This is a genomic window from Psychrobacter sp. SWN149 (assembly GCF_015864565.1).
Classification (GTDB): Bacteria; Pseudomonadota; Gammaproteobacteria; order Pseudomonadales; family Moraxellaceae; genus Psychrobacter.
Map to the genome: position 1 here is coordinate 443,094 of NZ_JADYWX010000003.1, position 25,989 is coordinate 469,082.

Annotated in this window: 18 protein-coding genes, 1 tRNA gene and 1 pseudogene; 1 reads left to right on the forward strand and 19 read right to left on the reverse strand. The window is 43.9% G+C overall.

The window, feature by feature from the left end; genetic code table 11:
- Nucleotides 1-106: 106 nt before the first annotated feature.
- From I6E86_RS07355 to pilM, 8 genes are all read right to left on the reverse strand, one after another.
- Nucleotides 107-1,195: a hypothetical protein gene (locus I6E86_RS07355; RefSeq protein WP_197176548.1), complete on the reverse strand. Its 1,089-nt coding sequence runs from the start codon at nt 1,193-1,195 to the stop codon at nt 107-109.
- Nucleotides 1,196-1,295: 100 nt separating this feature from the next.
- Nucleotides 1,296-2,405 carry a 3-dehydroquinate synthase gene (gene aroB, locus I6E86_RS07360; protein ID WP_197176558.1) on the reverse strand — a complete coding sequence of 370 codons (1,110 nt, stop codon included), beginning with the start codon at nt 2,403-2,405 and terminating at the stop codon, nt 1,296-1,298.
- 69 nt (nt 2,406-2,474) lie between these two features.
- Nucleotides 2,475-3,044: a shikimate kinase AroK gene (gene aroK / locus I6E86_RS07365; protein ID WP_197176567.1), complete on the reverse strand. Its 570-nt coding sequence runs from the start codon at nt 3,042-3,044 to the stop codon at nt 2,475-2,477.
- Nucleotides 3,045-3,186: 142 nt separating this feature from the next.
- Nucleotides 3,187-5,538 (reverse strand): type IV pilus secretin PilQ, encoded by a 2,352-nt coding sequence (gene pilQ / locus I6E86_RS07370; protein WP_197176569.1) that lies wholly within the window; start codon nt 5,536-5,538, stop codon nt 3,187-3,189.
- Between the two features lie 27 nt (nt 5,539-5,565).
- On the reverse strand, nt 5,566-6,099 hold the full coding sequence (locus tag I6E86_RS07375; protein WP_197176570.1) for a pilus assembly protein PilP: 534 nt from the start codon (nt 6,097-6,099) through the stop codon (nt 5,566-5,568).
- Nucleotides 6,099-6,827, reverse strand: coding sequence for a type 4a pilus biogenesis protein PilO (locus tag I6E86_RS07380; RefSeq protein WP_194364548.1), 729 nt, complete (start codon nt 6,825-6,827; stop codon nt 6,099-6,101). The genes I6E86_RS07375 and I6E86_RS07380 overlap by 1 nt, the downstream gene beginning before the upstream one ends.
- The gene (locus I6E86_RS07385; RefSeq protein WP_197176571.1) at nt 6,824-7,471 is read right to left on the reverse strand and encodes a PilN domain-containing protein; all 648 of its coding nucleotides are present in this window, start codon (nt 7,469-7,471) and stop codon (nt 6,824-6,826) included. Before I6E86_RS07385 ends, I6E86_RS07380 begins: the two co-directional genes overlap by 4 nt.
- Nucleotides 7,471-8,526: a type IV pilus assembly protein PilM gene (pilM, locus tag I6E86_RS07390; RefSeq protein WP_194364546.1), complete on the reverse strand. Its 1,056-nt coding sequence runs from the start codon at nt 8,524-8,526 to the stop codon at nt 7,471-7,473. Before pilM ends, I6E86_RS07385 begins: the two co-directional genes overlap by 1 nt.
- 192 nt (nt 8,527-8,718) lie before the next feature.
- Between pilM and I6E86_RS07395 the strand changes: the two genes are divergently transcribed.
- The gene (locus I6E86_RS07395; protein ID WP_197176572.1) at nt 8,719-11,373 is read left to right on the forward strand and encodes a penicillin-binding protein 1A; all 2,655 of its coding nucleotides are present in this window, start codon (nt 8,719-8,721) and stop codon (nt 11,371-11,373) included.
- A gap of 266 nt (nt 11,374-11,639) precedes the next feature.
- On the opposite strand, the gene I6E86_RS07400 is transcribed toward I6E86_RS07395, so the two are convergent.
- From I6E86_RS07400 to I6E86_RS07450, 11 genes and pseudogenes are all read right to left on the reverse strand, one after another.
- Complete coding sequence (locus tag I6E86_RS07400; protein ID WP_197176573.1) at nt 11,640-12,164, reverse strand: DUF6586 family protein; 525 nt, start codon at nt 12,162-12,164, stop codon at nt 11,640-11,642.
- Between the two features lie 167 nt (nt 12,165-12,331).
- Nucleotides 12,332-16,549 carry a DNA-directed RNA polymerase subunit beta' gene (gene rpoC, locus I6E86_RS07405; RefSeq protein WP_197176574.1) on the reverse strand — a complete coding sequence of 1,406 codons (4,218 nt, stop codon included), beginning with the start codon at nt 16,547-16,549 and terminating at the stop codon, nt 12,332-12,334.
- A gap of 187 nt (nt 16,550-16,736) precedes the next feature.
- Nucleotides 16,737-20,855: a DNA-directed RNA polymerase subunit beta gene (gene rpoB / locus I6E86_RS07410; RefSeq protein ID WP_194364542.1), complete on the reverse strand. Its 4,119-nt coding sequence runs from the start codon at nt 20,853-20,855 to the stop codon at nt 16,737-16,739.
- Nucleotides 20,856-21,603: 748 nt separating this feature from the next.
- Complete coding sequence (rplL, locus tag I6E86_RS07415) at nt 21,604-21,975, reverse strand: 50S ribosomal protein L7/L12 (protein WP_011514491.1); 372 nt, start codon at nt 21,973-21,975, stop codon at nt 21,604-21,606.
- 132 nt (nt 21,976-22,107) lie between these two features.
- Complete coding sequence (gene rplJ / locus I6E86_RS07420; protein ID WP_194364541.1) at nt 22,108-22,635, reverse strand: 50S ribosomal protein L10; 528 nt, start codon at nt 22,633-22,635, stop codon at nt 22,108-22,110.
- A 432-nt stretch (nt 22,636-23,067) separates the two neighbouring features.
- A complete protein-coding gene (rplA, locus tag I6E86_RS07425) occupies nt 23,068-23,769 on the reverse strand; it encodes a 50S ribosomal protein L1 (protein ID WP_194364540.1) in 702 nt (233 codons plus the stop codon).
- A complete protein-coding gene (gene rplK / locus I6E86_RS07430) occupies nt 23,770-24,201 on the reverse strand; it encodes a 50S ribosomal protein L11 (protein ID WP_194364539.1) in 432 nt (143 codons plus the stop codon).
- Nucleotides 24,202-24,295: 94 nt separating this feature from the next.
- Nucleotides 24,296-24,826, reverse strand: a complete 531-nt coding sequence (gene nusG / locus I6E86_RS07435; protein ID WP_194364538.1) for a transcription termination/antitermination protein NusG — start codon at nt 24,824-24,826, stop codon at nt 24,296-24,298.
- A gap of 72 nt (nt 24,827-24,898) precedes the next feature.
- Entirely contained in the window at nt 24,899-25,384 is a 486-nt protein-coding gene (gene secE, locus I6E86_RS07440; protein WP_194364537.1) for a preprotein translocase subunit SecE, read from the reverse strand.
- Between the two features lie 51 nt (nt 25,385-25,435).
- Nucleotides 25,436-25,511: transfer RNA gene (locus tag I6E86_RS07445), tRNA-Trp, on the reverse strand.
- A gap of 363 nt (nt 25,512-25,874) precedes the next feature.
- Nucleotides 25,875-25,989: pseudogene (locus tag I6E86_RS07450) on the reverse strand (elongation factor Tu); the annotation flags it as partial.

Here is a 25,989-nt window from a genome sequence, read left to right on the forward strand (position 1 = left end):
TTCATTAGTGGGTTTGATTAAGTCGTATTGAGTATTTACAAAGCGGTCGTTAGTGCCATCATAAAACCTCAATAGAACTTCAGGCAAGCGAGGCTATCTGCAAAAACTAATTGCTCTTATCTTCTATCAACGTTTTTATGCTATCACTGCTTTCTTTTGGCGCATTGTTGTTAGCACTCTTAGCATTGGCACTCTTGTTATTGGTGTTCGAAGTAGTGCTCGGCGGTTTAGGCGCTGGCACCACTGGTGGCTTTTTGGTGGTGGTTTTATCCGCTTCTGATGATGCAGGCTTTTTAGTCTCAGACACCGGCTTGCTTGTATTTTCTTCATTTTTGGGCGAGGTTTCAGATGAGGGTACGTCATTACCAATCGTGCGCTCTTCACTCACAGAGAGGGTTTCAGACGTATCAGCTGATTGGCGAATACTTGGCTCAGATTTACTGCTAGCAGTATCTTGAGCATTACGACTACTGTTGTCAGTAGCTGCTTGATCGTTCGCCGCCGCCTCCGCTTTTTGGCGAACAGGTATTTCACGTTTGGTTGGTTTCAAGCTAACCGCACGGGTACGCTTTGTACTCAAGTCTTTTACTGGGTCAGGGCGCTCATAATTGTCAATAATACCAACATATCGATTGATCTCTTCTGGCAATACACGAACATCCGTAGGCAATTTAAAATCAATCAGTTTGGCAGCCCCTACCGCTTCTTGTGGACTACTCATCAGCCCATAGGTCAACATATAACGAACTTGATTTTCGTCATCAAGATACCGAAAATAAGCAAATTTCTCGCGATCTTTGCGGCTTTCTAAGTAGCTAACGATCACATCGTTTTCGGCCACATTCATCACTTGCACAGTCCACTTGCCTTTATTGGCCAGTAGATAACGCTTGTCTTTGAATTCGTCAGGATAATCACGCAAATCACGAACCGTGGCATCAAAGTTAATGGGTTGCACATCCGTATCAAGCTCATGCAACGACTCTATCTTTAATGGCTGTTCAAACTCATCAGCCAGCATTTGCGGTGCGGATACTGGCGCATTTTCGATCTTGGCACCCATTGCTGGCGTTTGACTCAGCATCCATACCAATGCGGTGACAACGCCCAATAGCAATGTCACTACCAGCCAAATCAAGGCCTGACGACTGTATGATTGGCTAGCCGTACGTGTCGTCGGTTTTGATGCTGCCATGAGAGTGTCCTTGATAAAAACATATTTGAGTGCACTAAAGCGTATAGGTATCCCTATACATTTACTAAAACTTTGATAAGTTGCACACGATCTTAATGAGCTACGCGCTATATTGTGACAATACTTCAGACAACAACTCGTGATCAAAGTCATTGGTCAACACAGCATCGCCTATTGATTTTAACAAAATCAGGCGGATTTGTCCGTGTTTCACTTTTTTATCATGCCCCATCAGGTTCAAAGCAGTCTCTACCTCGATAACTGGCGGTGTGATAGGCAGATTACCTAGGATTAAGACACGCTTAATACGCGCAACCTCATCATGGGTTAGCCAGCCAATCTTTTGGGACAGCTCAGCTGCTTGCACCATGCCAGCTGCTACTGCCTCACCATGCAACCAATTGCCATAGCCTTCATTTGTCTCAATCACATGACCAAAGGTATGACCGAAGTTGAGTAGTGCTCGCACACCTGACTCTCTTTCGTCTTGTGCCACAACATCAGCCTTATACTGACAGCAGCGCTTCACCGCTTCCCCAAGTACTGCCAAATCCAATGCCATCATCGCAGGCAGATTGGCCTCAAGCCATGTCAAAAATGTTTCGTCCATGATGAGGGCATATTTAATAATTTCAGCGATGCCAGCTGATAGCTCACGTGCCGGTAATGTCTTAAGAGTACTCATATCGGCAAGGACCATTTGCGGTTGCCAAAACGCCCCAATCATATTTTTGCCTTGTGCATGATTGATACCTGTTTTGCCACCCACGCTTGAATCCACTTGCGATAACAGCGTCGTTGGAATTTGGATAAAATTTACCCCGCGCATAAAGCTAGCTGCGGCAAACCCTGTCATATCACCGACCACACCGCCGCCGAGCGCGATGAGCGTGACATCACGATTAAAGTGCTCCGCCATTAGGGCATCATAGATTTGATCGATACTGGTTTGGTTTTTGTATTGCTCACCATCTGGCAACACACAGACTCTTACCGTAAATTGTACGGACAGCTCGTCTTCCAAGGCTTTCAAGTACAAAGGTGCGACCGTCTCATTGGTGACAATCAATACCTGCTGACCACCAATATAAGGCGCTACTTGCTGTGCCATACTGCTATTTTCTATCGCGGCGTTTTCAGTAATGACAATTGGATAATCATGACTTTGTGTGTGAACCGTTAGAGCATCATAAAACACTGGCATTGTCATGAAAGAGTCCTTAAAGATTGATAATAAGATAAAAAGCAGATCTAAACAGCAACCGTGCTGCTCGATCTGCTATTGTTCATTTTTAGGGGCTGAGGCTGGTGTCACCGTGGTAGCGTCAGAAAAGGTTTCTAACTGCTGTAACAGTTGGTTGACCATATGCCGTGGATACGTATGGCCCGTCGGCATGATGATATGTGCCACCTGCCGATACAAAGGGTCTCGAGCACTGTACAAATCCTGCAGTATTTTTCTAGGATTTGGCTGCTGTAATAATGGTCGAGATTTGTCCTTGGCAGTACGAGCCATTTGCACATCTACAGGAGCATTAAGGTAAACGACGATACCACGCTGATGTAAAAACTCGCGGTTTTCAGCGCACATCACTGCACCGCCGCCCGTTGCCAGTACGATTTGAGGGTTTTGGGTCAACTCGTCGATAGCACGTGTTTCACGCTCACGAAAGCCCGCTTCGCCTTCTTTTGCGAAGATCCAAGCAATATCGGCACCGGTTTGCGATTCGACATACCAATCACTATCTACAAAAGTGCGGCCCAATTGTTTGGCCAGTAATTTACCGATTGTCGTCTTCCCTGCTCCCATCGGTCCCACTAAAAACACCGACGGCAATTCCTGCACCATAGTACTTACTCAGCTAAATTAGGTATGATACAACGTCATTGATATTCTGGCTAGTAATGAGCCATGATTATTGTGAGTAAAATTTAGCACATAAAAAAGCAAGCACGTTGGCTTGCTTTTTTTAATAAAAACCAACTGCCCATTAATTCAAACGGCTTGTGCCATCATTGATCAGTTTTGGCGTGACAAAAATAAGTAACTCTTCCTTAGTATTGCTACGTACATCTCGGCGGAATGCACGGCCAATATAAGGCAGGTCTCCTAAGAAAGGTACTTTATCTACGCCGTTACTGGTACGGTTTTTAAACACACCGCCTAGTACAACTGTCTGCCCATCTTCGATAATAACATTGGTCGAGATAGAGTCCTCAGAAATAGCCACCTGATTGTTGATGATAGTCGGTGTACCATTGGTAATGACCAATTTTAGACCTATTTTGCCATCAGGTGTGATATTCGGTGTGGCTTCTAAGCTCAGTGCTGCTTCTCTAAAGCTGGTCGTTGTAGCACCACTGGCTGATGCTTCTTGATAAGGAATCTGCGTACCAGAAGAGACTTTTGCCGTTTGCTTGTCTGCTGTCAAAATCTTTGGTGTTGAGATGACTTCACCGCGATTGTCGGCTTGTAATGCTGACAGCTCAAGATCAAGCATCACATCAGACATACTGAGTAAGCCAAAGGCAATACTGCCCGCTGGGTTAGAAACGCCTAAATCAACGTTTAAATTATCAGGACTGGTAATGTCATACGACGGATACGAGACCGTTTGACCATTGACTGTGGTGGTCTCTATGTCAAAGTCTTTGAGATCTGCCAATGTCTGATTACTACCACCAACCAACAAGCTACGGTTGTTTGCCGCGCCATTTGATAGGATGCCCCAGCGAACGCCGATTTCTTTACTAAAGCTATCTGTGGCACTAACGATACGCGCTTCAATCATGACCTGACGAACGGGGATATCAATTTTGCTGATTAATTTGTGAATATTTTCGATACTCTCAGCCACGTCTTTAATGATCAAAGTATTGGTACGATCATCAACGGTCACTGTACCACGATTAGACAACAACGTATTGTTTTCATCGGCTCGGCTTGAGGTGCCACCACCAGATGAACCGCTACCTTGAGAGATAAGCGTCAATACATCTTGCGCTATAGCATAGCTCAAACGGATATACTCAGTCCGTAATGGTGCATAAGACTTCACGGCTTGCTGTGCTTCAAGCTCACGTGCTTCTTGCTCAGCAAGCTCTGTAGCAGGCGCGACCAAAATAATATTGCCGTTTTCACGCTTGTCTAGATTTTTGCTCTTTAAGATAATATCGAGTGCCTGATCCCAAGGCACATTGATCAGACGCAGAGTGATGTTACCAGCGACTGAATCGTTAGCAACGATGTTCATCTCGGTAAACTGTGCCAAAATATCCAATACACTACGAATCTCGACGTCTTGAAACTCCATAGACAGTGGTTCACCGCTATAGACTTTTTCTTCAAGCGTTGGCTCACGTAGTAGTTCAGGTTTTTTGATACCGATATTCAACTGATTACCAGACTGATACGCTTGATACTCATAATCATCTGTCAGGTTTATGGTGATGACACCATTTTGACCTTGGTTTTTAGTATCGATACTACTGACAAGACCGCTATTAATATTCAATCGACGTAGCAAGTTTCTTGGCACTGTACTACCAGTCAAACGCACCACCAACTGATTGCCTTGACGCTGTACATCTACTGGAATAGCTTCATTAGCCAGTACAACGCTGATATTACCACCACCATCATTGCCTGCCGAAAAATTCACCGCACTGAGACCGTCGTAACTATACTGTTTACTCACTTGTGAGGCAGCAAGCTGTGGGTTGAGCAGTGGATTGACTCTGACCACCATCGTATCTGCTGGTACTTCTTGTTTCAAAGAAGGCGTGTTCGTACGAACAGCAGCAACTGGAACACTACTGGTCTCAACAATTGGCGTAACAATTGCCGTCGTCGTGATGTTGTTATTACTATTGTTATTGAGCACATCCTGTACCGGATCACTGGTAATCACAGGACGACTCGGATCAGTGATGGTCAGCAATAACTCGTTGCCCTCAATCGCGGTCGTATAACTGCCCGACTCTTTTAGGCCAACAATAAGACGCGTGGTACTGTCGCTGCTCAGTGTAGTGACATCATTGACGACACCAATATTATATTCATTGAAGCGACTGGCAAGTCCGTTTTGTACTTGCTCAAAATCTAACACCAAGCGACTAGGATCATCCAGTTGATATGCTGCTGGTAATACTGGCGTTCCTGTGAACCCCAAGCGCATTTGAGTCACGGCTGGTGCCGTTTGTACTACAGAGACATTGTTGATGCGCTGTGCAGCATATGCGCTATTGCTCACGGCTATCATGCTGACGGCCAATGCTGAAATGGCAAAAGCGGAAGACACACGACTGCTCATTATCATCACCTTGTTGTTGCGTACTGTCATTATTTATTCCTCAAAAAATCTGCCAACTTAGCTTATAGGGGATACCAGTGACTGGGGTTTTTCAACGAACCCGGCACGACTGTCTGGCACAATTTCAATCAAGTTAACCTGAGTCGGCGTGATTTCAACGATACGGCCGTCATTTAATCCAAGATAATTACCTACTTTCACACTAGCAACCGAGCCATCCGGACGTTGTATCAACGCATACTGCTGGCCTTCTGGAGCAACCACAACACCTCTGAAAATCAACTGTGACAGCTCATACTGCTCAAGCGGTTCTTTCGTTCTGGTAATGTCAGGTCGCACACCATCGATTGAGGTTGTAGGGCCCTGTACATTGACCAAACTTGGCGGCAAAAACGGACTGCGCTGGGCACTGGCACTATAGACGAAGTCCTCTACCAGCTCAGCCTTAGGCGGTGGTTCGATAGGTTGGGCAGGCTGATTACGTATGTCAGCCATTGATTGCTCTGCCATACCAATACGATCTGTACAACCTGTCATCGATAACGTTGCCATGCTCAAAACAAGTAATATCGGCAGTCTTTGAATAGTCATTAGTTGCCTCCTGCTGTAGCTGCAGCGTCAGTTGAGGCAACCGCTTCATCACCTTCAGGAGCCGCTTCTTTAGATCGATACGTTTTGGTCTGTAAAACCAAATTAAGCTCTGGTAACACATCCAAAGTAGGCTGTGGATTACTGACTTCAAAATCGTGCATCGTGATGATCCGAGGTAGTGCTGCCAGACCACTGATAAAGCTACCAAACTGATGGTAATCACCCAAAGCAGCTATACGGATAGGCTGCTCAATGAAGAATTCATTTTCGATTTCAGGTTCTACTGAGATATCTTGGAAGCGTATGTTACTACCCACCCCTGTCATATTGATGCCTTCTACCAGCTCTGAGACACGCGTGTCTTTTGGCAATTGGTCTAGCAAAGTATTGAACTCTGTCTCCATCTGGACGACTTGTTCTTGATAGGCTTTTAGGTGACGCGCACGTGATTCTTTTTCACGGTAACTGTCCAGTAATGTTTGTTGCTGACTTTCAGCCGCATTGATCTCATCGATTTTGCTACTGATTGGCAGTGCCCATGATAGCGCAGCGATAAAGGTAATAATAAGACCAATCACAGTTACCTTTACTGGCAATGGCCAGCTACCATAGTTATCAGAATCTAATGATTCAAAACTGCGGCGAAATTCGTTTAGATCAAACTGCTTTTTGGGTTTTAAGTTATTCTTTTTGGTCTTGATTAGGCTTTTTTTGCGGACAAGTTTCATAACTCACCTCCCAACACAGCATCCGTAGCGGCAGGCGTCTCTGATTGTACTCTCGTCGTTACCACAAACTGTACATAACTGTCTTCTGGATACACAGGGCGAGGCTGCTCACCAGTCGTTACCGTATTGTTAAGAGCAGGTGCCGTTTCATAAGCGCTAATATTCTGTTGAATATTACTCACTGCTGAATTACCCATCCACTTACTACTGTCTAGATTGCGAATCAAACTCGACACAATGTTTGGATTATCAGCCAGACCGGTTAAAGTTAAGACATCCCCTTCACGCTTAAGATTGTTTAAATAAAGCGCTGGCGGAATGGCTCTAGCCAAATCATCCCACAAACGTACAGGCACAGGACGGCGACCCTGCAAGTCTTGAATCACTTGCATACGCGATATAATATCTTCACGGCGCTGCTCTAAACTATCGATTTCGGTCAATGCGGTATCTAAGCGTTTATTTTCTTGTTCGATCAACGAATTGGCATCGAGCTGGTCAGCAAGCTCATTATTGAAATAGCTCCATGAGGCAAATGCAGCCAATAGCGTCAGCAAAGTGACAGCAACCACCAATGTTAAGAATTCTTTATTGCGACGTTCGCGCTCTTCTTGGCGCCAAGGTAAAAGGTTAATACGAGCCATCAGTCAAAGCTCCTTAACGCAAGACCGCATGCAGCCATTAAGCTTGGTGCATCAACAGCCAATTGCTCATTGTCAATATTTGGTGCGATAGTCATATTAGCAAACGGGTTGGCCACACTAACAGGGACACCCAGTTTTTGCTGTGCCATACCAGAGAGACCCGCAATCGAGCTGCTACCACCTGCTAACACCACGTGGTCTATACTGCTATACTGGCTAGATGAGAAATAAAACTGTAGGGAGCGCGTGATTTGCTGAATGGTGTTTTCTATGAAGGGCGTCAATATCTCAGGATAATAGTCATCAGGTAAGGTACGCTCACGTTTGCTCAATGTGGCCTCTTCTGCTGATAATCCGTAACGATTTTGTATCGCCTCGGTCAACTGCACACCGCCAAACAATTGCTCACGACTATAAATAAACTCACCATTTTTGGCGATATATAAAGTGGTTTGATTATGACCAATATCCACTAAAGCAACCAATTCTGGCATATTTGGCAGATAATCGACCATCAGTTTAAAAGCACGCTCTATGGCATGTGATTCAATATCCATGACTTTGGTTTGCATGCCACCAAAAGCTAACGCATCGACGCGTTGGTCGACATTTTCCGAGCGAGAAGCCGCCAGCAATACCTGCACCATATTATCGCTCGCCAAAGAGGGACCCAAAACTTCAAAGTCTAAATTGACATCTTCTAACGGGTAAGGCACATACTGATCCGCATCTAAACGAATTTGGGCTTCACGCTCAACGTCATTTAACGCCATATCCATGTCAATGATTTTGGTTATAACAGCAGAGCCCGAAACTGCTGTAGCGACATTGCTGCCCGATACTTGGCAGCGTCTGGCGAGGCTGGTTATGATAGTACCTACTGTTTCTGTATCTACCAAGAGTTTGTCGACGACTACACCTTCCGGAAGTCTTTCGATACCATAAGATTTTAGGTGAAACATGCCATGTTGGCGCTGTATGTCAACCAACTTTACTGAGGTGGCACAAATATCCACACCAATCAAATGTCGACTTTTAGAAGTAAATAGCCTCACAAACTCTATACCTTATATTGAATGTACAATTTGATAGTTATTTGTAATAATCAGATACAATACTTTACTTAATTGATAGTTTCAAGCATTTAAAAATATATTAAAGCACACTTACACATTTATTATGACCTGCCGATTTTGTTCGAGGTATAATATATTGTTCGCTACAAATTCTAACTAATAAGTCTTATTATGGCCAAAAAAAATGCTACTGCTCGCCTCATTCATTTTTTAGTGGGTGTTTTTATCGCATGCCTAGCATTGGCGGTTGTTTTAGCGCTTGCTGTACCGATTGGTTTTTATGGTATGGCAATGTATTTATCGCCGACCTTACCAAGCACTCAAGAAATTAAGACTGCCAGTTTAGAGATGCCATTACAGATTTATAGTAGCGATGACAAACTGATTGGCCAATATGGCAATCGTTTATCTTTACCAGTCAGTTTTGAGGACATTCCTGAAGATTTAACCCATGCTTTTTTAGCAGCAGAAGATGCCTCGTTCTTTCAGCATAGTGGTATCAGTATTAAAGGACTTGGTCGCGCCGTTACTGAGGCCGTGACCGATGATGACGGTCAAACAGGTGGGTCGACCATCACCATGCAGGTTGCCAAAAACTATTTCTTGAGCTCAGAGAGAACGCTAAACCGCAAACTGACAGAGTTATTTTTAGCACGTAAAATCGAAGATGAACTCAGCAAAAACGATATTCTAACGCTTTATGTCAATAAGATTTATTTGGGTGAAGGTGCTTACGGTATCCGCGCTGCTGCCAAAAAATATTATAGTAAGTCGCTAGACAGCTTAAGCATCGCTGAGATGGCAATGCTAGCAGGCTTACCAAAAGCCCCTTCTAAATATAATCCTGTTGCCAATCCTGAGCGTGCATTGACCCGTCGTAACTGGATTATCGGGCGTATGCATGAGCTTGGTTATATCACCAAAGCGCAAAAAGACGAAGCCATTGCTGCACCAGTGGGCATCAACCTTTATAAAGAAAAGCTTGATGTCAATATGCCTTATTTGGCAGAAATGACTCGTGCTACCTTGGTGGAACGCTATGGTGAGCAGGTTATGCATGGTGGTTGGCGCGTACGCCTGACAGTAGACAGTCAGGCACAGATAGATGCAGAGGCGGCCATACTAACGGGTTTGGTTGCCTATGAGCATCGTCACGGTTGGCGCGGTGCTGAAGCAAATGATGAACCGCTAGAAAACTTTCAACGTTATAGCAGTATGTCTCCTGCCAAAATTACCAAGGTCAATTCGCGTAGTTTTGAAGCCACCCTACAGTCTGGTGAGAGCATTACCGTTAACTGGTCTGGCATGAGCTGGGCGCGCAAATACATTTCTGCCGATCGTATCGGTTACTATCCGAGTAATGCCAGCCAAATTGTCAAAAAGAATGACATTGTCCGTGTTATGCCAACGGCGAACGGCAATTGGCAACTGGGTCAAATACCTAAAATACAAGGAAGCTTGGTTTCCTTAAATCCAGAGACTGGCGCGGTTAATGCCTTGGTCGGTGGGTTTGATTTTAACCACAGCAAATTCAACCGTGCATTACAAGGCTGGCGCCAACCAGGCTCAACGATTAAACCGCTTGTTTATACAGCAGCGCTAGAAAAAGGCTATCGTCCAGACACCATCGTCTCCGATAGACCGATTCAGGTAGGTGACTGGAAACCCAAAAACTCTGATGAGCGCTTCTTAGGTGATATTACCTTGCGCCGCGGGCTTTACTTGTCTAGAAACTTGGTTTCTATTCGTTTACTACAAGCCATCGGGATCTCTAGTACACGCAATCTATTAGAAGAGTTCGGTTTAGACAAAGAAAAGCTGCCCACCACATTGTCGTTAGCACTTGGCGCAGGACAAGCCACGCCACTACAAATGGCAACAGCATATTCAACCTTTGCCAATGGTGGTCATCGCGTACAACCTTACTTTATTGAACAAATATACAATTATAAAAACGATCTATTGTTCCAAGCAAATCCACGTCAAGCTTGTGCGCTATGCTTTAACAAACAACTTGAGCAACGTAATAAGCAATCAATCGAGGCATATAATAAGTCACTCGAAAACGATAGCAATAGTATTGATAAAACAGGTACTGATAAAACAGACACTGATGCATCGGTGCTAAAAGCTGAGGAAAACACCGAACAAAGCACTGATTTGACTGTCTATAATGCTGGCCCTCAGTCAGATCGCTTGAAAGCACCTGCTGTACAATACGCAGTGGCCAAACAGGCACCACGAATACTGCAACCTAGAGTGGCATTTGAGATGGCAGATATTTTGCGTGATGTGGTACAGCATGGTACAGCTATACGAGCAAAAGCATTAGGTCGTAACGATATCGGCGGTAAAACAGGCACAACCAACCAGGCTAAAGATGCTTGGTTCGCAGGATTTCATCCTACCAATGCAACTGTCGTATGGATGGGATTTGATCAACCAGCCACCATGGGTCGCCGTGAGTACGGCGGTGTGGCTGCCCTACCCGTTTGGATGGACTTTATGAAAGCGCAGCTCAAAGATACGCCGAGTCAGTGGGTATCGATTAACAACCGCTCAAAGTCTAAGAAACAGCAGCAAGAAATAATCGAAATGACTGATGATGGACTTATCGCTAATGATGACGATGTTGCTGACAATAGCAAAGCGGCAAAGCCAGTCAAAACCCAAACTCAGCAGCGTCAGGCTCCCACTCCTAAGTCCCCTGAAAATGTGAAAAACTCAGAGCCTCAGATATCTAGCAATAAACGCAGTGATGATAGCGTACCGCAAAATCCACTATCCGTCACACCTGTTGAGCGTATGCCTCCGTTGCCAGAGTAATCTGCTTATCATGGCACACCTGATTCATCGCCATAATCAATATCTAATAAAAAAGGCTTATTCAGCAATCGCCGAATAAGCCTTTCTTTTGCTTTGACTAAAGCACTATAACTAGCTTGTCTTCTATTTATTAGACAATGAACATGACACCTATCTATAGTTAAAGAACTCTAAAATAGCTACAAGGCAGTCGACCGCAGATTGTACATATCGCACCTCTAGGGAGGGTAACACCGTAACGGTTTAATAGTTCGCTGACTATATATCTAAAATTCGACCATTCCAGCACGGAGTTGCTCAATCAGCTCCAAAAGCTGCTGACGCCACTCACGTATAGTGGCCTCATCAGGCAGCCATTGGTTCGATAAAGTGACAACATTCACAATGAGATCTGGCGAGGCTGACGGATTACTTGGCATCTCGTCTACGACGGTATCTGGTGGTACAGCATAGAGACAGCGTTGATAAGCGCGATCTATATTGGCAACAAAACCTTGCTGCTGCAATTGCTGCAAGCGTTGAATTTCAGGAGATACCTGTGTGCGCTCGCTCAATGCTTGTTCGATATCTAGCAACGTGGGTGCCGTCATATTTAAACTATAAAAATGTCCCAGTTCTTGGATAAATGCCAGCAATGCACCATGCAAATGAAAGATAGCCGTTTCACAATGGGCTTGGTATAACTGCTTATCGTTGGCACTTCCTGCTGCTTGGCAGGATAAACGACAAAAATACAGTTTTTGATTGGTTCGATCTGCTTGATACTTGGCGACACGTGTTTTACCTGCCATTTGCTAATTATCCTTTTATAAATAGTGAATCTGAGCGTATTTTCCAGTGTACTATTTTTTTTGATAGTAGCACCATGCCTTTCTCCGTTTTTTTACACACAAAAAAGCCAGCAACTTAGGCTGGCTTTTTTATCAAGTTAAAAATGAATCAAAGACGCTGACTGCTCTTAGTTGTCTTGATTTAATTCTTGAGCAAAGGCTTCATCAAAGCTTGCAAAGTCTTTACTATCAGTGCTCGCTGTCATATCAAACGCTGCATTAAGATCTTTATCTTGTAGCTTCTTATCTGCTTTGTCTTTACGTGCTTTATGATAAGCAAGACCCGTACCTGCAGGAATCAAGCGACCAACGACCACGTTTTCTTTCAGGCCACGTAACTCATCCACTTTACCAGTAACGGCAGCAGCAGTTAGGACGCGGGTTGTTTCCTGGAAAGAAGCCGCTGAGATAAAGCTTTCTGTTGCCAGACTTGCTTTGGTGATACCTAACAACTGACGCTCAAACTGTACTGGGAACTTGTCTTCCGCTTCTAGCTTAGCATTCAATGCTTTGATATCAGCATACTCGACCTGATCACCTTTAAAGTGGTTTGAATCGCCACCGTCGGTGATTTCAACTTTACGCAGCATCTGACGAATAATTACTTCGATGTGCTTATCGTTGATTTTTACACCCTGCAGACGATAAACGTCCTGTACTTCGTTGACAATATAATCAGCAAGTGCAGTCTGACCTTTCAAACGCAAGATATCATGTGGGTTCTGTGGACCATCAGCGATCACTTCACCACGAGCTACCGTCTCGTTTTCAAAGACGTTGATTTGACGCCATTTCGGGATTAGCTCTTCATGGATCTCGCCATCTTCATTGGTAATAATAAAGCGGTTTTTACCTTTGGTCTCTTTACCAAAGCTCACCACACCAGACATTTCTGCCATGATGGCGTGATCTTTCGGACGACGTGCTTCGAATAGATCAGCAACACGTGGTAGACCACCGGTGATATCTTTAGTACCAGAAGATGCTTGTGGTACACGGCCTAGGATCGAACCGGCTGCTACTTTTTCACCATCGCTAACGCGAATGATGGTTTCAGCTGGTAAGAAGTAAACCACTTCTTTACCTTCGTCCGTGTTCAAGATAATTGCAGGACGTAAATCTTTTGCTGAGCTTGAACGGTCACGAGTCGCAAGAATCTCAAACGAGCTCATACCAGTCGCGTCATCAACCTTCACGGTAGCTGTCAAGCCATCAGTGATATCACTGAAGCGTGCTGTACCAGCGAATTCTGTGATGATAGGATGCGTGTGCGGATCCCATTTAGCGATGGTCTGGCCGCCTTCAACATAATCTTCGCTTTTCACAAGAACGCTAGAACCATAAGGTACTTTATAACGCTCACGCTCACGGCCAAGTTCATCAGTCAATGCGATTTCAGCTGAACGCGATACGATGACTAAGTGACCATCAGTATGTTGAACGGTTTTCATGTTTTCGAAATGCGCTTGACCAGCATTACGTACAGAGATGCTATTGTCTACAGAGGCTGAGCTTGCTGCCCCGCCCACGTGGAACGTACGCATGGTTAACTGAGTACCTGGCTCACCGATAGACTGTGCAGCCATGACACCGACTGACTCGCCGATATTCACTTTATGACCACGAGCAAGGTCACGACCATAACACTGTGAACACACGCCATGCTCAACATTACAAGTAATAACTGAACGTACCCAGATATCATCAATTGCGTTGCTGTCAAGGACGTTAACCCAGTACTCATCGATCAAAGTACCAGCTGGAACCAATACTTTATCAGCATCATCATTGTAAGTAACATCACGTGCAGTCACACGACCAAGTACTAGCTCACCTAGCTTCTCAATGATCTCGCCACCTTGGATATGTGGTTTCATGAGCAAGCCTTGCTCAGTACCACAGTCATCAGTAGTGATAACCAAATCCTGTGCCACATCAACCAAACGGCGCGTCAGGTAACCTGAGTTAGCCGTCTTCAATGCTGTATCCGCTAGACCTTTACGTGCACCGTGAGTTGAGATGAAATACTGTAGTACCGTCAAACCTTCACGGAAGTTGGCTTTAATTGGCGTTTCAATGATTGAGCCATCTGGCTTAGCCATCAAACCACGCATACCTGCCAACTGACGAATCTGTGCCGCACTACCACGAGCACCAGAATCTGACATGATAAAGATAGAGTTGAATGATTTCTGCTCTTCTTCCTCACCTTTGGCATTCAAGATCTTATCCGTTGCCAAGTTATCCATCATCGCCTTAGCGACTTTGTCATTGGTACGTGACCAGATATCAACCACTTTGTTATAACGCTCACCAGCCGTCACAAAACCTTGCTCGAATTGATCTTCGATTTCGCGAACTTCGCCTTCTGCCACTTCGATGATTTGCTTTTTCAGTGGTGGAATGACCATGTCATCGATACCGATAGACACACCAGACAAGGTTGCTTGAGCAAAACCAAGATACATCAATTGGTCAGCAAACATAACACTCTCTTTTACGCCTACTTTACGGTAGCAAGAGTTGATTAAACGAGAGATGTTTTTCTTCGTCATTTCTTGGTTACATTCATCAAACGTCATACCTTTAGGCATGATGTTCCAGATAAGCAAACGACCAGCAACCGTATCCTTGATACTGATTTCTTTGGTTTCGTTACCCTCTTCGTCAATATGGGTCTCAGTGACACGTACTTTGATCTTGGCGTTGACATGTAGATCATTTGAACCAATCGCACGCAATGCTTCGTTGACGGTAGCAAAAACCATGCTCTCGCCTTTAGCATTGATAGACGAGCGACTGATGTAGTACAAGCCCAATACAACATCCTGTGATGGTACGATGATTGGATCACCGTTCGCAGGTGACAAGATGTTGTTGGTAGACATCATTAGCGCACGTGATTCAAGCTGAGCTTCTAGCGTCAATGGCACGTGAACGGCCATTTGGTCACCATCAAAATCGGCGTTGAAAGCGGTACAAACGAGCGGATGCAATTGGATTGCTTTACCTTCGATTAGTACTGGCTCAAATGCTTGCAAGCCCAAACGGTGAAGCGTTGGTGCACGGTTAAGAAGCACTGGATGCTCACGGATAACCATGGCCAGCATATCCCACACTTGTGGCTCTTCACGCTCTACCATTTTTTTGGCGGCTTTAATTGTCGTCGCCAAACCATGAGACAATAGCTTGTTATAAGTAAATGGCTTGAATAATTCTAGTGCCATTTTCTTAGGTAGGCCACACTGATGTAGACGTAGTGTTGGACCTACAACGATAACCGAACGACCAGAGTAATCGACACGCTTACCAAGTAAGTTTTGACGGAAACGACCTTGCTTACCTTTGATCATATCTGCCAAAGATTTCAATGGACGCTTGTTACTACCAGTGATTGCACGACCGCGACGACCATTATCAAGCAATGCATCCACTGATTCTTGCAACATACGTTTTTCGTTACGTACGATGATATCAGGGGCGCTCAGCTCAAGCAGGCGCTTAAGACGATTGTTACGGTTGATCACGCGGCGATACAAATCGTTTAGATCTGACGTCGCAAAACGGCCGCCTTCTAGTGGTACTAGCGGACGCAAATCTGGTGGTAGTACTGGCAATATGTTCATTACCATCCACTCAGGCTTATTATTAGAATCACGGAATGCTTCTAACAATTTAAGACGCTTAGACATCTTTTTAAGCTTAGTCTCAGAACCTGTTTGTGGAATCGCTTCACGCAATTCATCAACTTCAAGATCGATATCGATATCTTTCAATAGATCTTGAACGGCCTCAGCACCCATTTTGGCTGTGAATTCATCACCAAATTCTTCAAGGGCTTTGAAATAATCTTCATCATCAAGCAATTGGTACTTCTCTAAAGAAGTCAGACCTGGCTCGGTAACGATGTAGCTTTCAAAATATAGAACACGTTCGATATCACGTAGCGTCATGTCTAGCAATAGACCGATGCGGCTTGGTAACGATTTTAGGAACCAGATATGCGCAACTGGACTGGCTAAGTCGATGTGACCCATGCGATCACGACGAACTTTAGCGGTCGTCACTTCTACGCCACATTTTTCACAGATAACGCCTTGGAACTTACGGCGCTTGTACTTACCACATAAACATTCGAAATCTTTTACTGGGCCAAAAATTTTGGCACAAAATAGACCATCACGCTCAGGCTTAAACGTACGATAGTTAATGGTTTCAGGCTTTTTTACTTCGCCATGTGACCATGACTTGATGACGTCAGGTGAGGCTAAGGTAATTTGGATGCTATCAAACTCTTGGTTACCGTTGCCGGTAGGGCTTTGCATGATATCGAGTAAATCTTTCAAGTTGCTTCTCCGTTATCTTTATAATCATCTGATAGCGTATTATTGACGCAAATAAGATGAATGAAGGCAATGAATAGGGTTGAGACAAATCACTAAAAGCAGCAGCGATGCGCGTACTGCTTTTAGGTTGACCACTAAGGATAATAATAGACTGAAGCCATGTTAAAGTGGCTTCAGTCCGCCGTGCTTAATGGGTTTGTTTTAACTCAATATTAATACCCAATGATTTGATTTCTTTGGTCAGTACGTTAAACGATTCAGGCATGCCTGGATCCATATACTGCTCACCATCAACGATGTTTTTGTACATACGCGTACGACCTTCAACGTCATCCGACTTCACAGTCAGCATTTCTTGCAACGTATAAGTCGCGCCATAAGCTTCTAGTGCCCAGACTTCCATCTCACCGAAGCGCTGACCACCGAACTGCGCTTTACCGCCGAGTGGCTGCTGCGTCACTAGTGAGTAAGAACCCGTAGAACGTGCATGCATTTTGTCATCAACCAAATGGTTAAGTTTGAGCATGTACATATAACCGACCGTTACTTTACGATCAAACTTCTGACCAGTACGACCATCATACAATGTCTGCTGACCATCACGGTCCATACCAGCAAGCTCTAGCAAGTCTTTAACTTGGCTCTCTCTTGCACCATCAAACACTGCGGTACCCATCGGTACACCGCCGCGTAAGTTGTCTGATAACGCCATGATGTCATCATCACTCAAGCTATCAAGATCAACTTGCTCGCCGCCTACTTGGTTATAGATTTTGTCTAAGAAACCACGTAGCTCTTTGATCGCTGCTTGAGATTTGAGCATACCATCGATCTTCTCACCCAAACCTTTGGCTGCCATACCCAAATGCGTCTCTAGAACCTGACCGATGTTCATACGAGATGGTACACCAAGCGGGTTCAATACGATGTCAACGGTATTACCATTTTCATCATAAGGCATGTCTTCAACTGGCATAATGCGTGATACCACACCTTTGTTACCATGACGACCAGCCATTTTATCACCAGGCTGAATACGACGCTTAACCGCTAGATATACTTTAACGATTTTTTGTACGCCATGTTGTAAGTCATCACCTGCCGTTAGTTTGCGTTTTTTCTCAGCAAATTTCACGTCGATGTCTTTTTGCTTATCAACCAAGTATTCAGCGATTTGCGTCAGACGCTCAGAGATTTCTTCTTCAACTGGCTGGATATCAAGCAAGGTCTCAAGGCTCATATCTTTCATATCAGCCAATGCCATAACCGTACCAGCTTTCAGACCAGAACCGCCACTGACTTTTTGGCCATCTAATAGATTACCAATACGACCACGTGCTGCGTCTTCAAAGATACGTAGCTCTTCTTTTAAATCTTTACGATAGCTGTCAAGTTGCGACTTTTCGATGGCACGTGCACGGGCATCTTTTTCAACGCCATCACGGGTAAATACTTGTACGTCGATGACCGTACCTTTGCTTGATGTTGGAACACGTAATGACGTGTCTTTTACATCAGCAGCTTTTTCACCAAAGATAGCCCGGAGTAGTTTCTCTTCTGGCGTTAGTTGCGTCTCACCTTTTGGTGTGACTTTACCAACTAAGATATCACCAGCGTCAACTTCAGCACCGATATAGACGATACCTGCTTCATCAAGACTTGATAGTGCTGCTTCACCAACGTTTGGAATATCAGCAGTGATTTCTTCTGTACCCAATTTGGTATCACGAGCCACACAAGTCAATTCTTGAATATGAATCGTAGTGAAACGATCTTCTTTAACCACTTTTTCAGACAGCAAGATTGAATCTTCGAAGTTGTAACCATTCCACGGCATAAATGCAATGCGAATGTTCTGACCTAGGGCAAGCTCACCAAGATCCGTCGATGGACCATCAGCCAAGATATCACCCAAAGCAATCTCGTCACCTTGGTTAACAATAATGCGTTGGTTGATACAAGTGTTTTGGTTAGAGCGCGTGTATTTGACCAAGTTGTAGATATCAATACCCGCTTCACCAGCGACCATTTCTTCTTCGTTTACACGAACAACGATGCGTGAGGCATCTACATCTTCAATCACACCGCCACGCTTAGCGATTACACAAACACCAGAGTCACGAGCAACGTGACGCTCCATACCAGTACCTACTAACGGCTTATCAGCACGTAGCGTAGGAACAGCCTGACGCTGCATGTTCGAGCCCATCAAGGCACGGTTAGCATCATCATGCTCTAGGAACGGAATTAGGCCAGCTGCAACTGATACAACCTGACTTGGCGACACATCCATATGCGTCACTTTCTCTGGCGGCATACGGACGAATTCACCATAGCTACGCACACTGACCATCTCATCAGATAACGCGCCTTCTGCGGTTACTGGTGAATCAGCCTGAGCAATAACTGTACCGACTTCTTCGATCGCTGATAGATACTCAATAACGTCAGTAACTTTACCATCAACCACACGGCGATACGGCGTCTCTAGGAAACCAAAGCTGTTGGTTTTAGCAAAGGTTGCTAATGAGTTGATCAGACCAATGTTTGGACCTTCAGGAGTCTCAATCGGGCATACACGGCCATAATGGGTGTCATGTACGTCACGTACTTCAAAGCCTGCACGTTCACGAGTCAGACCACCAGGTCCTAACGCTGATACACGGCGTTTGTGAGTCACTTCAGACAATGGGTTGTTCTGATCCATAAACTGTGACAACTGGCTTGAACCAAAGAATTCTTTCACCGCAGCTGCTACTGGCTTAGAGTTAATCAAATCTTGTGGTGACAAGTTATCAGATTCTGCTGAGCTCAAACGCTCTTTGACCGCACGCTCAACACGTACTAAGCCAACACGGAATTGGTTTTCTGCCATCTCGCCCACTGAACGAATACGGCGGTTACCTAAGTGATCGATATCATCAACTTCACCGCGACCGTTACGAATCTCGATAAGCTCTTTTAGAACGTTAACGATATCATCATTGGTCAATACGCTGCGTTCACGTTGGATATCTGGATCATCAGTGTTGTCAAATTCTAAACCAAGACGACGGTTGAATTTCATACGACCGACGTTTGATAAGTCATAACGATCTGCGTTGAAGAACATGCTTTCAAACAGTTTTTCAGCAGTCTCAACCGTTGGTGGCTCACCTGGACGCATCACTTTATAGATTTCGATCAATGCTTCTTCACGGCTTGAGGTACTATCAGCACGTAGCGTGTCAGCAATATAACTACCCTGATCGATATCGTTGGTGAATAGAATGCTGAATTCTTTGATAGACTCACTGGCTTCAAACGCGCTCAATTTAACCAATAATTCATGGTCGATTGGCGTATTAGCACGAGCGATAACTTCATCATTAACAATGATGTCTTCGGCTAGAATGCGCTCATATAAGTATTCATCAGGCACAGCAATCTTCGTCATACCAGCTTCTTCAAGCTGACGGATACGGCGTGCGTTGATGCGTTTACCCTGCTCTACAATCACATCACCTTCAGGTGATACGATATCGAACTGAGCCATCTCGCCACGTAGACGATCAGCAACCAGATCAATCTCAAACGTCTCTTCAGCTTTGTATACGGCTACTTTATCAAAGAATAAATCTAAGATTTCAGAAGTCGTTAGACCAAGTGCACGTAGAATGATAGAAGCCAACAGCTTACGGCGACGGTCAATACGAGCAAAGACTAAGTCTTTTGCATCAAATTCAAAGTCTAACCATGAACCACGGTAAGGAATGATACGGGCGTTATAAAGCACTTTACCACTTGAATGCGACTTACCTTTATCATGGTCAAAGAACACACCAGGTGAACGATGTAACTGAGATACGATAACACGCTCAGTACCATTGATAATGAATGTACCGTTAGCCGTCATCAAAGGCATCTCGCCCATGTAAACGCTTTGCTCACGGATATCTTTGATCGCAGCTTTGCTGTCTTTGTCTTTGCTGTCTTTGTCTTTGATGATCAAACGGATTTTGACACGCATAGGCGCAGCAAAGGTTGAACCACGTAAGATACACTCACGCTCATCAAATTCAGGCGTACCTAAATAGTACTCAACAAATTGTAGCTCTGCATTACCAGAGTGACTCTCAATTGGGAAAATAGAGGAATACGCAGCTTGCAAACCAGTATTCTCACGAGCTTTTGGCTTTTTGTGCTCTTGCAAAAATTGCTCGTAAGAATCTACTTGAATAGACAGTAAATAGGGAATGTCCATTACAGTGGGCAATTCAGCAAAACTTTTGCGAATACGCTTTTTTTCAGTATAAGAATATGCCATCGAGAGTCCTTACAGTAAACGTGGAAACAAATTAAAAGCGTGGCCAGTATGCATAAATACGATGCAAACGTGGCGACGTAAACGATAATATAAAACGGGTCTTCGTGTTCAGTTCTGTCTTTTCTGTCACTTACTACTTTACTCACCAGTGCTTGCTTAGCACACTTCACTTAATCTTGTCGGTAATGCCAAAGTTTATGGTTGGTGAATCAGTCTATATGACTGTTGCAACCACAAAATTCAATATCACATTGATCGATAATTCATGGCCTATCAGGCCTACTTTATAAATACGCTAATAAAAAATAACGTCTATTAGGATTGCATCTAGGCTACTTGCCATCTAAACTATTTACTATCAAACCAAAGCCGCTACAAATATGTACTGTCTATCAATCCAATCACTGACAGTGAATTTACATTCAGCGAGCAACCTAAGGTCAAAAGCTTTTCAGAATTAATAATAATCGGGGTAACTATAACTTCTAGAATCAGTATAAACTATAGTGTTAATAGGAAAGCATGCAGACACAAAGAAATGCCAAACATCTACGGACGTTTAGCTCATATTAACTGATTTCAAAAACTGGTATGTGTACTTGCATGTATATCGTGTGTCCTTTTGATGGGTATCCACCGTGTTGTTGCATACGACTGTTGGCAGACACAAAAGGTCAAGCTACGAATTATAATAAAAAAAAGCTGGCAATGCAAGGCATTACCAGCTTTTTTTAGTACAGCGTTAAACTTATTTCAGTTCAACAGTTGCACCAGCTTCTTCAAGTTTCTTTTTCAACTCTTCAGCTTCAGCTTTGTTAACGCCTTCTTTGATTGGAGCTGGAGCGCTTTCAACCAAATCTTTCGCTTCTTTCAAGCCAAGACCAGTAGCTTCACGTACGGCTTTGATTACGCCAACTTTCTTCTCGCCAAAGCTGGCAAGAACTACGTCAAACTCGTCTTTTTCTTCAGCAGCAGCAGCAGCAGGGCCAGCAGCAGCAGGTGCAGCAGCAACAGCAGCTGTTACGCCGAATTTTTCTTCCATAGCGCTGATTAATTCAACGATATCCATTACTGACATTTCAGCAATTGCGTTTAACACGTCATCTTTAGATAGTGCCATGAGAACTCTCCGTTATCTGATAAAAATTAATTGATTCTAATATCGCTTTGATTGCTTGCCACAGTTTTAAGTAGTGTTGGCAATGAATTGCAACCAAGAATAGCGATGTTAAAGTTACGTTAAAACAAGCAATTAAGCAGCTTCTTTTGCGTCTTTGATTGCCGCTACAGTGCGAACTAACTTGCCAGGAACAGCGTTCATAGTCTGGACAAGCTTGGTCACTGGTGCATTCATAGTAGCCATCAAGATAGAGAGTGCTTCGTCGCGAGTTGGTAGCTTCGATACGCGCTCTAGCTCTTCTGGACCATAAACAACACCACCGACTGATACTAATTTGGTCTCTAAAGCTTTGTTATCTTTGCTAAAGTCGAAAACGACTCTTGCTGCAGATCCCAAGTCTTCCATAGAGAAAGCCAAAAGTAGTGGACCAGTCATACGGTCTGACATGCTCTCAAACTTAGTGCCTTCAAAAGCGCGTTTTGCTAGTGTATTTTTTACCACTTTCAAAACAACGCCTTTTTCACGGGCTTGTTCGCGCAGCTTAGTAAGCTTTGCAACACCAATACCGTGATATTCGGCAGCTACTGCTGAGTAAGCATTAGCAGCAACTTCAGACACTTCAGCCACAACTTGTTGTTTTTGCTCTAGCGTTAATGCCATAAGTTGACTCCTTTAATCTTATCAATCTGCTCAGTGTCTTAATGACTAAAAACCGAAGTTCTCAACGATCAAGCGACTGACTTAGATTGACTTGATACGACACGTTACTTCTAAACTCTATAGCAATAGATTTTATTAGTAACGACTGATTACGGCACCGTTATCAGAATGACATCAAGTGATAGATTGAACTATCGGCTCTTATCAACAACTGGGTGGATCACCGTCTGCGTAGGACAACTAAGATTTTCATCTGTCGTCGATTAACAAGAATAACTCGTTCTCATAATTAACCATTCTAAAATCGTTATTTATGACTCTGAACCACTCTCTACCTACGGTCTTAGACAGCGTAGTAAATACTACGCTGACCTAATTTGTTAAATATAGTTTGTACTCATCATTCAAAATATTTGAAGAGTGGGTACTTAATTATTTTGCAGTACGGTAAGGAACTGCATCGATCGTCAGACCTGGACCCATCGTGCTAGACAAGGTGATTTTCTTGATGAAAGTACCTTTAGACGTAGCAGGCTTAGCACGTTTTAGATCTGTGATTAGTGCTTGAGCATTTTGCATAACTTGCTCAGCAGTGAAACCAACTTGACCGATAGTCGCATGGATGATACCAGCTTTATCAACACGGTACTGTGCTTGACCAGCTTTCGCATTAGTCACAGCTTCAGCAACGTTTGGTGTAACTGTACCAACCTTTGGGTTAGGCATTAGGCCACGTGGACCTAGGATAGTACCCAACTGACCAACAACACGCATAGCATCAGGAGCTGCGATCACAACATCAAAGTCCATGTTACCGGCTTTGATTGACTCTGCTAGGTCTTCGAAACCAACGATGTCTGCACCAGCTTCTTTAGCGGCTTCAGCAGCAGCGCCTTGAGCGAATACAGCAACGCGTTTGGTTTTACCAGTACCAGCAGGTAGGTTGGTTGCGCCACGAACTACTTGATCAGATTTACGTGGGTCAACGCCCAAGTTTACTGCGATATCAATAGACTCTTTGAATTTAAGCGCTGGTAAATCGTTAAGGATTTGAACCGCTTCTTCAAGAGTGTATTGTTTTTCGTTATCAATACGGCTTTGAATCTCTTTTTGACGTTTGGTTAGCTTGCTCATTTACACACCCTCCACGGTAATACCCATTGAACGTGCAGTACCAGCGATGGTACGGACAGCAGCGTCAAGATCAGCAGCAGTTAAATCTGCAGTTTTGGTCTTAACGATATCTTCTAGTTGTGCACGGTCAACTTTACCGACTTTAGCAGTGTTCGGTGTACCAGAACCTTTAGCAATGCCAGCAGCTTTACGTAGTAAGTACGCAGCTGGTGGTGATTTCATGATGAAGGTAAAAGACTTATCGCTATATACAGTGATCTCAGTAGGAATCGGTAGACCCGGCTCTTGGTTTGAGGTCGCAGCGTTAAATTCTTTACAGAACGCCATGATGTTAACGCCTTTTTGACCCAAAGCTGGACCAATAGGTGGTGAAGGATTTGCTTTGCCTGCAGGCACTTGCAGTTTGATGTAACCATCAATCTTCTTAGCCATGATACTCTCCTAAATGGGTAATAACGCTGAATCAAACTGATATATAAATATCTGATTAACTAACAGCTCCCCGGTTGATAAATTTATTGTGCGTTTAGTCTAGCTTCTCAACTTTACTAAACTCAAGCTCAACCTGAGTTGGCCTGTTAAATACGTTTACAGTCAGATGTAGTTTAGATTTCTCGTAATCGACTTTTTCAACCATTCCCTTAAAGTCAGTGAATGGACCGTCGATAACCAACAACTCTTCGCCTGGCTCAAATAGAGTCTTAGGACGAGGATCAGTTTCAGTCTGATTCAAACGGTTTAGAATACGGTCAGCTTCTACTTGCGTAATCGGTGCAGGCATCTCAGGCGTACCACCGATAAAGCCCATAATACGTGGACACTCTTTAACGATATGCCAAGTATTGTCATTCATTTCCATTTGGATCAATACGTATCCTGGAAAGAATTTACGCTCACTCTTACGCTTTTTGCCGTCTCTCATTTCGACGACTTCTTCAGTAGGGACCAATACATCACCAAATGACTCAGTGAAATCACTACGATTGATACGGTCAGTTAATGAACGTTGTACTTGTTTTTCATATCCTGAAAACGCTTGGACAATATACCAACGCATATCACGCTCCTGATCGTTATAAATTAAATTGTTGTCAGAAAATATCAAATTACTAGTCACTAATACGTGCTATTAACCGATAAAGATACCAACAAACCAATTAAAAAAGTTATCTAACAACCAAACAAAAAACCCAGCAATCGCAATCACAACAATAACTTGCCATGTGTATTGAAAGGTTTCATCTTTACTTGGCCATGTGACTCGGCGTAACTCAACAGTGGCATCTTTTAACAAAATCTTAAAAGCACGGCCTTGATGCGTTAATGCCAAGCATACTAATGCAAATACAATAAATGCGACAATAATACCAATACGTACCCAAACATCGTTGGCAGGTTGCCAATAGCCTGGTAAGTATTGATTAACTAGAGTCGCACCGATTAAAACAGCTGCAGCAAGTAGCCACAAAATCACATCTTTTATTGAGCCAGTCTTAGCAACTTCAACAGCAGAAGTACCGCTCGCTGAGATATGCTTATCTTTAGACAGCATTCCACCAGCAACCGCCTTGGCATCAGATAACTTAGTCTCGAGGCTATCCTGATTATTGCTCATAAAGAACTCGCTTCGGAGATGGTGGGGTACAACAAAGATGAGATAAGAAGATGGCAGGCGATGTAGGACTCGAACCTACAACCCTCGGTTTTGGAGACCGATGCTCTACCAATTGAGCCAATCGCCTATGGGTGTAAAGGACAGCATTATACAATATTCAGCATAAAATGCAAGCCTTTGACGGTAAAATTATCATTTTTACCTGACTTTACACTTATTTAGAAAGGCTGTAGTGTTTACAACTCCCCTACTATCGCTGAGGTTAGCGACTCGCAATAAGTGCAGCGCTAATATATCAAGCTATGCCACAGATTACAATACGATATACCATAAATAAATTGCTGATTTTATCAATTAAAGCTATGAGGGACTATTGAAGTTTAAGACAACACTCACTTCAATCGGTTCTAGCATTACACAAAAAAAAGCCACCCAAAACAGGGTGGCCTTTTTATGACTAACTTAACAGCTCATTACTGAGACCGATAGATTAGTTTAGTACGTTAGCAACAACACCAGCGCCTACAGTACGGCCGCCTTCACGAATAGCGAAGCGAAGACCTTTGTCCATAGCGATTGGGTGGATAAGCTCTACGCCCATCTCA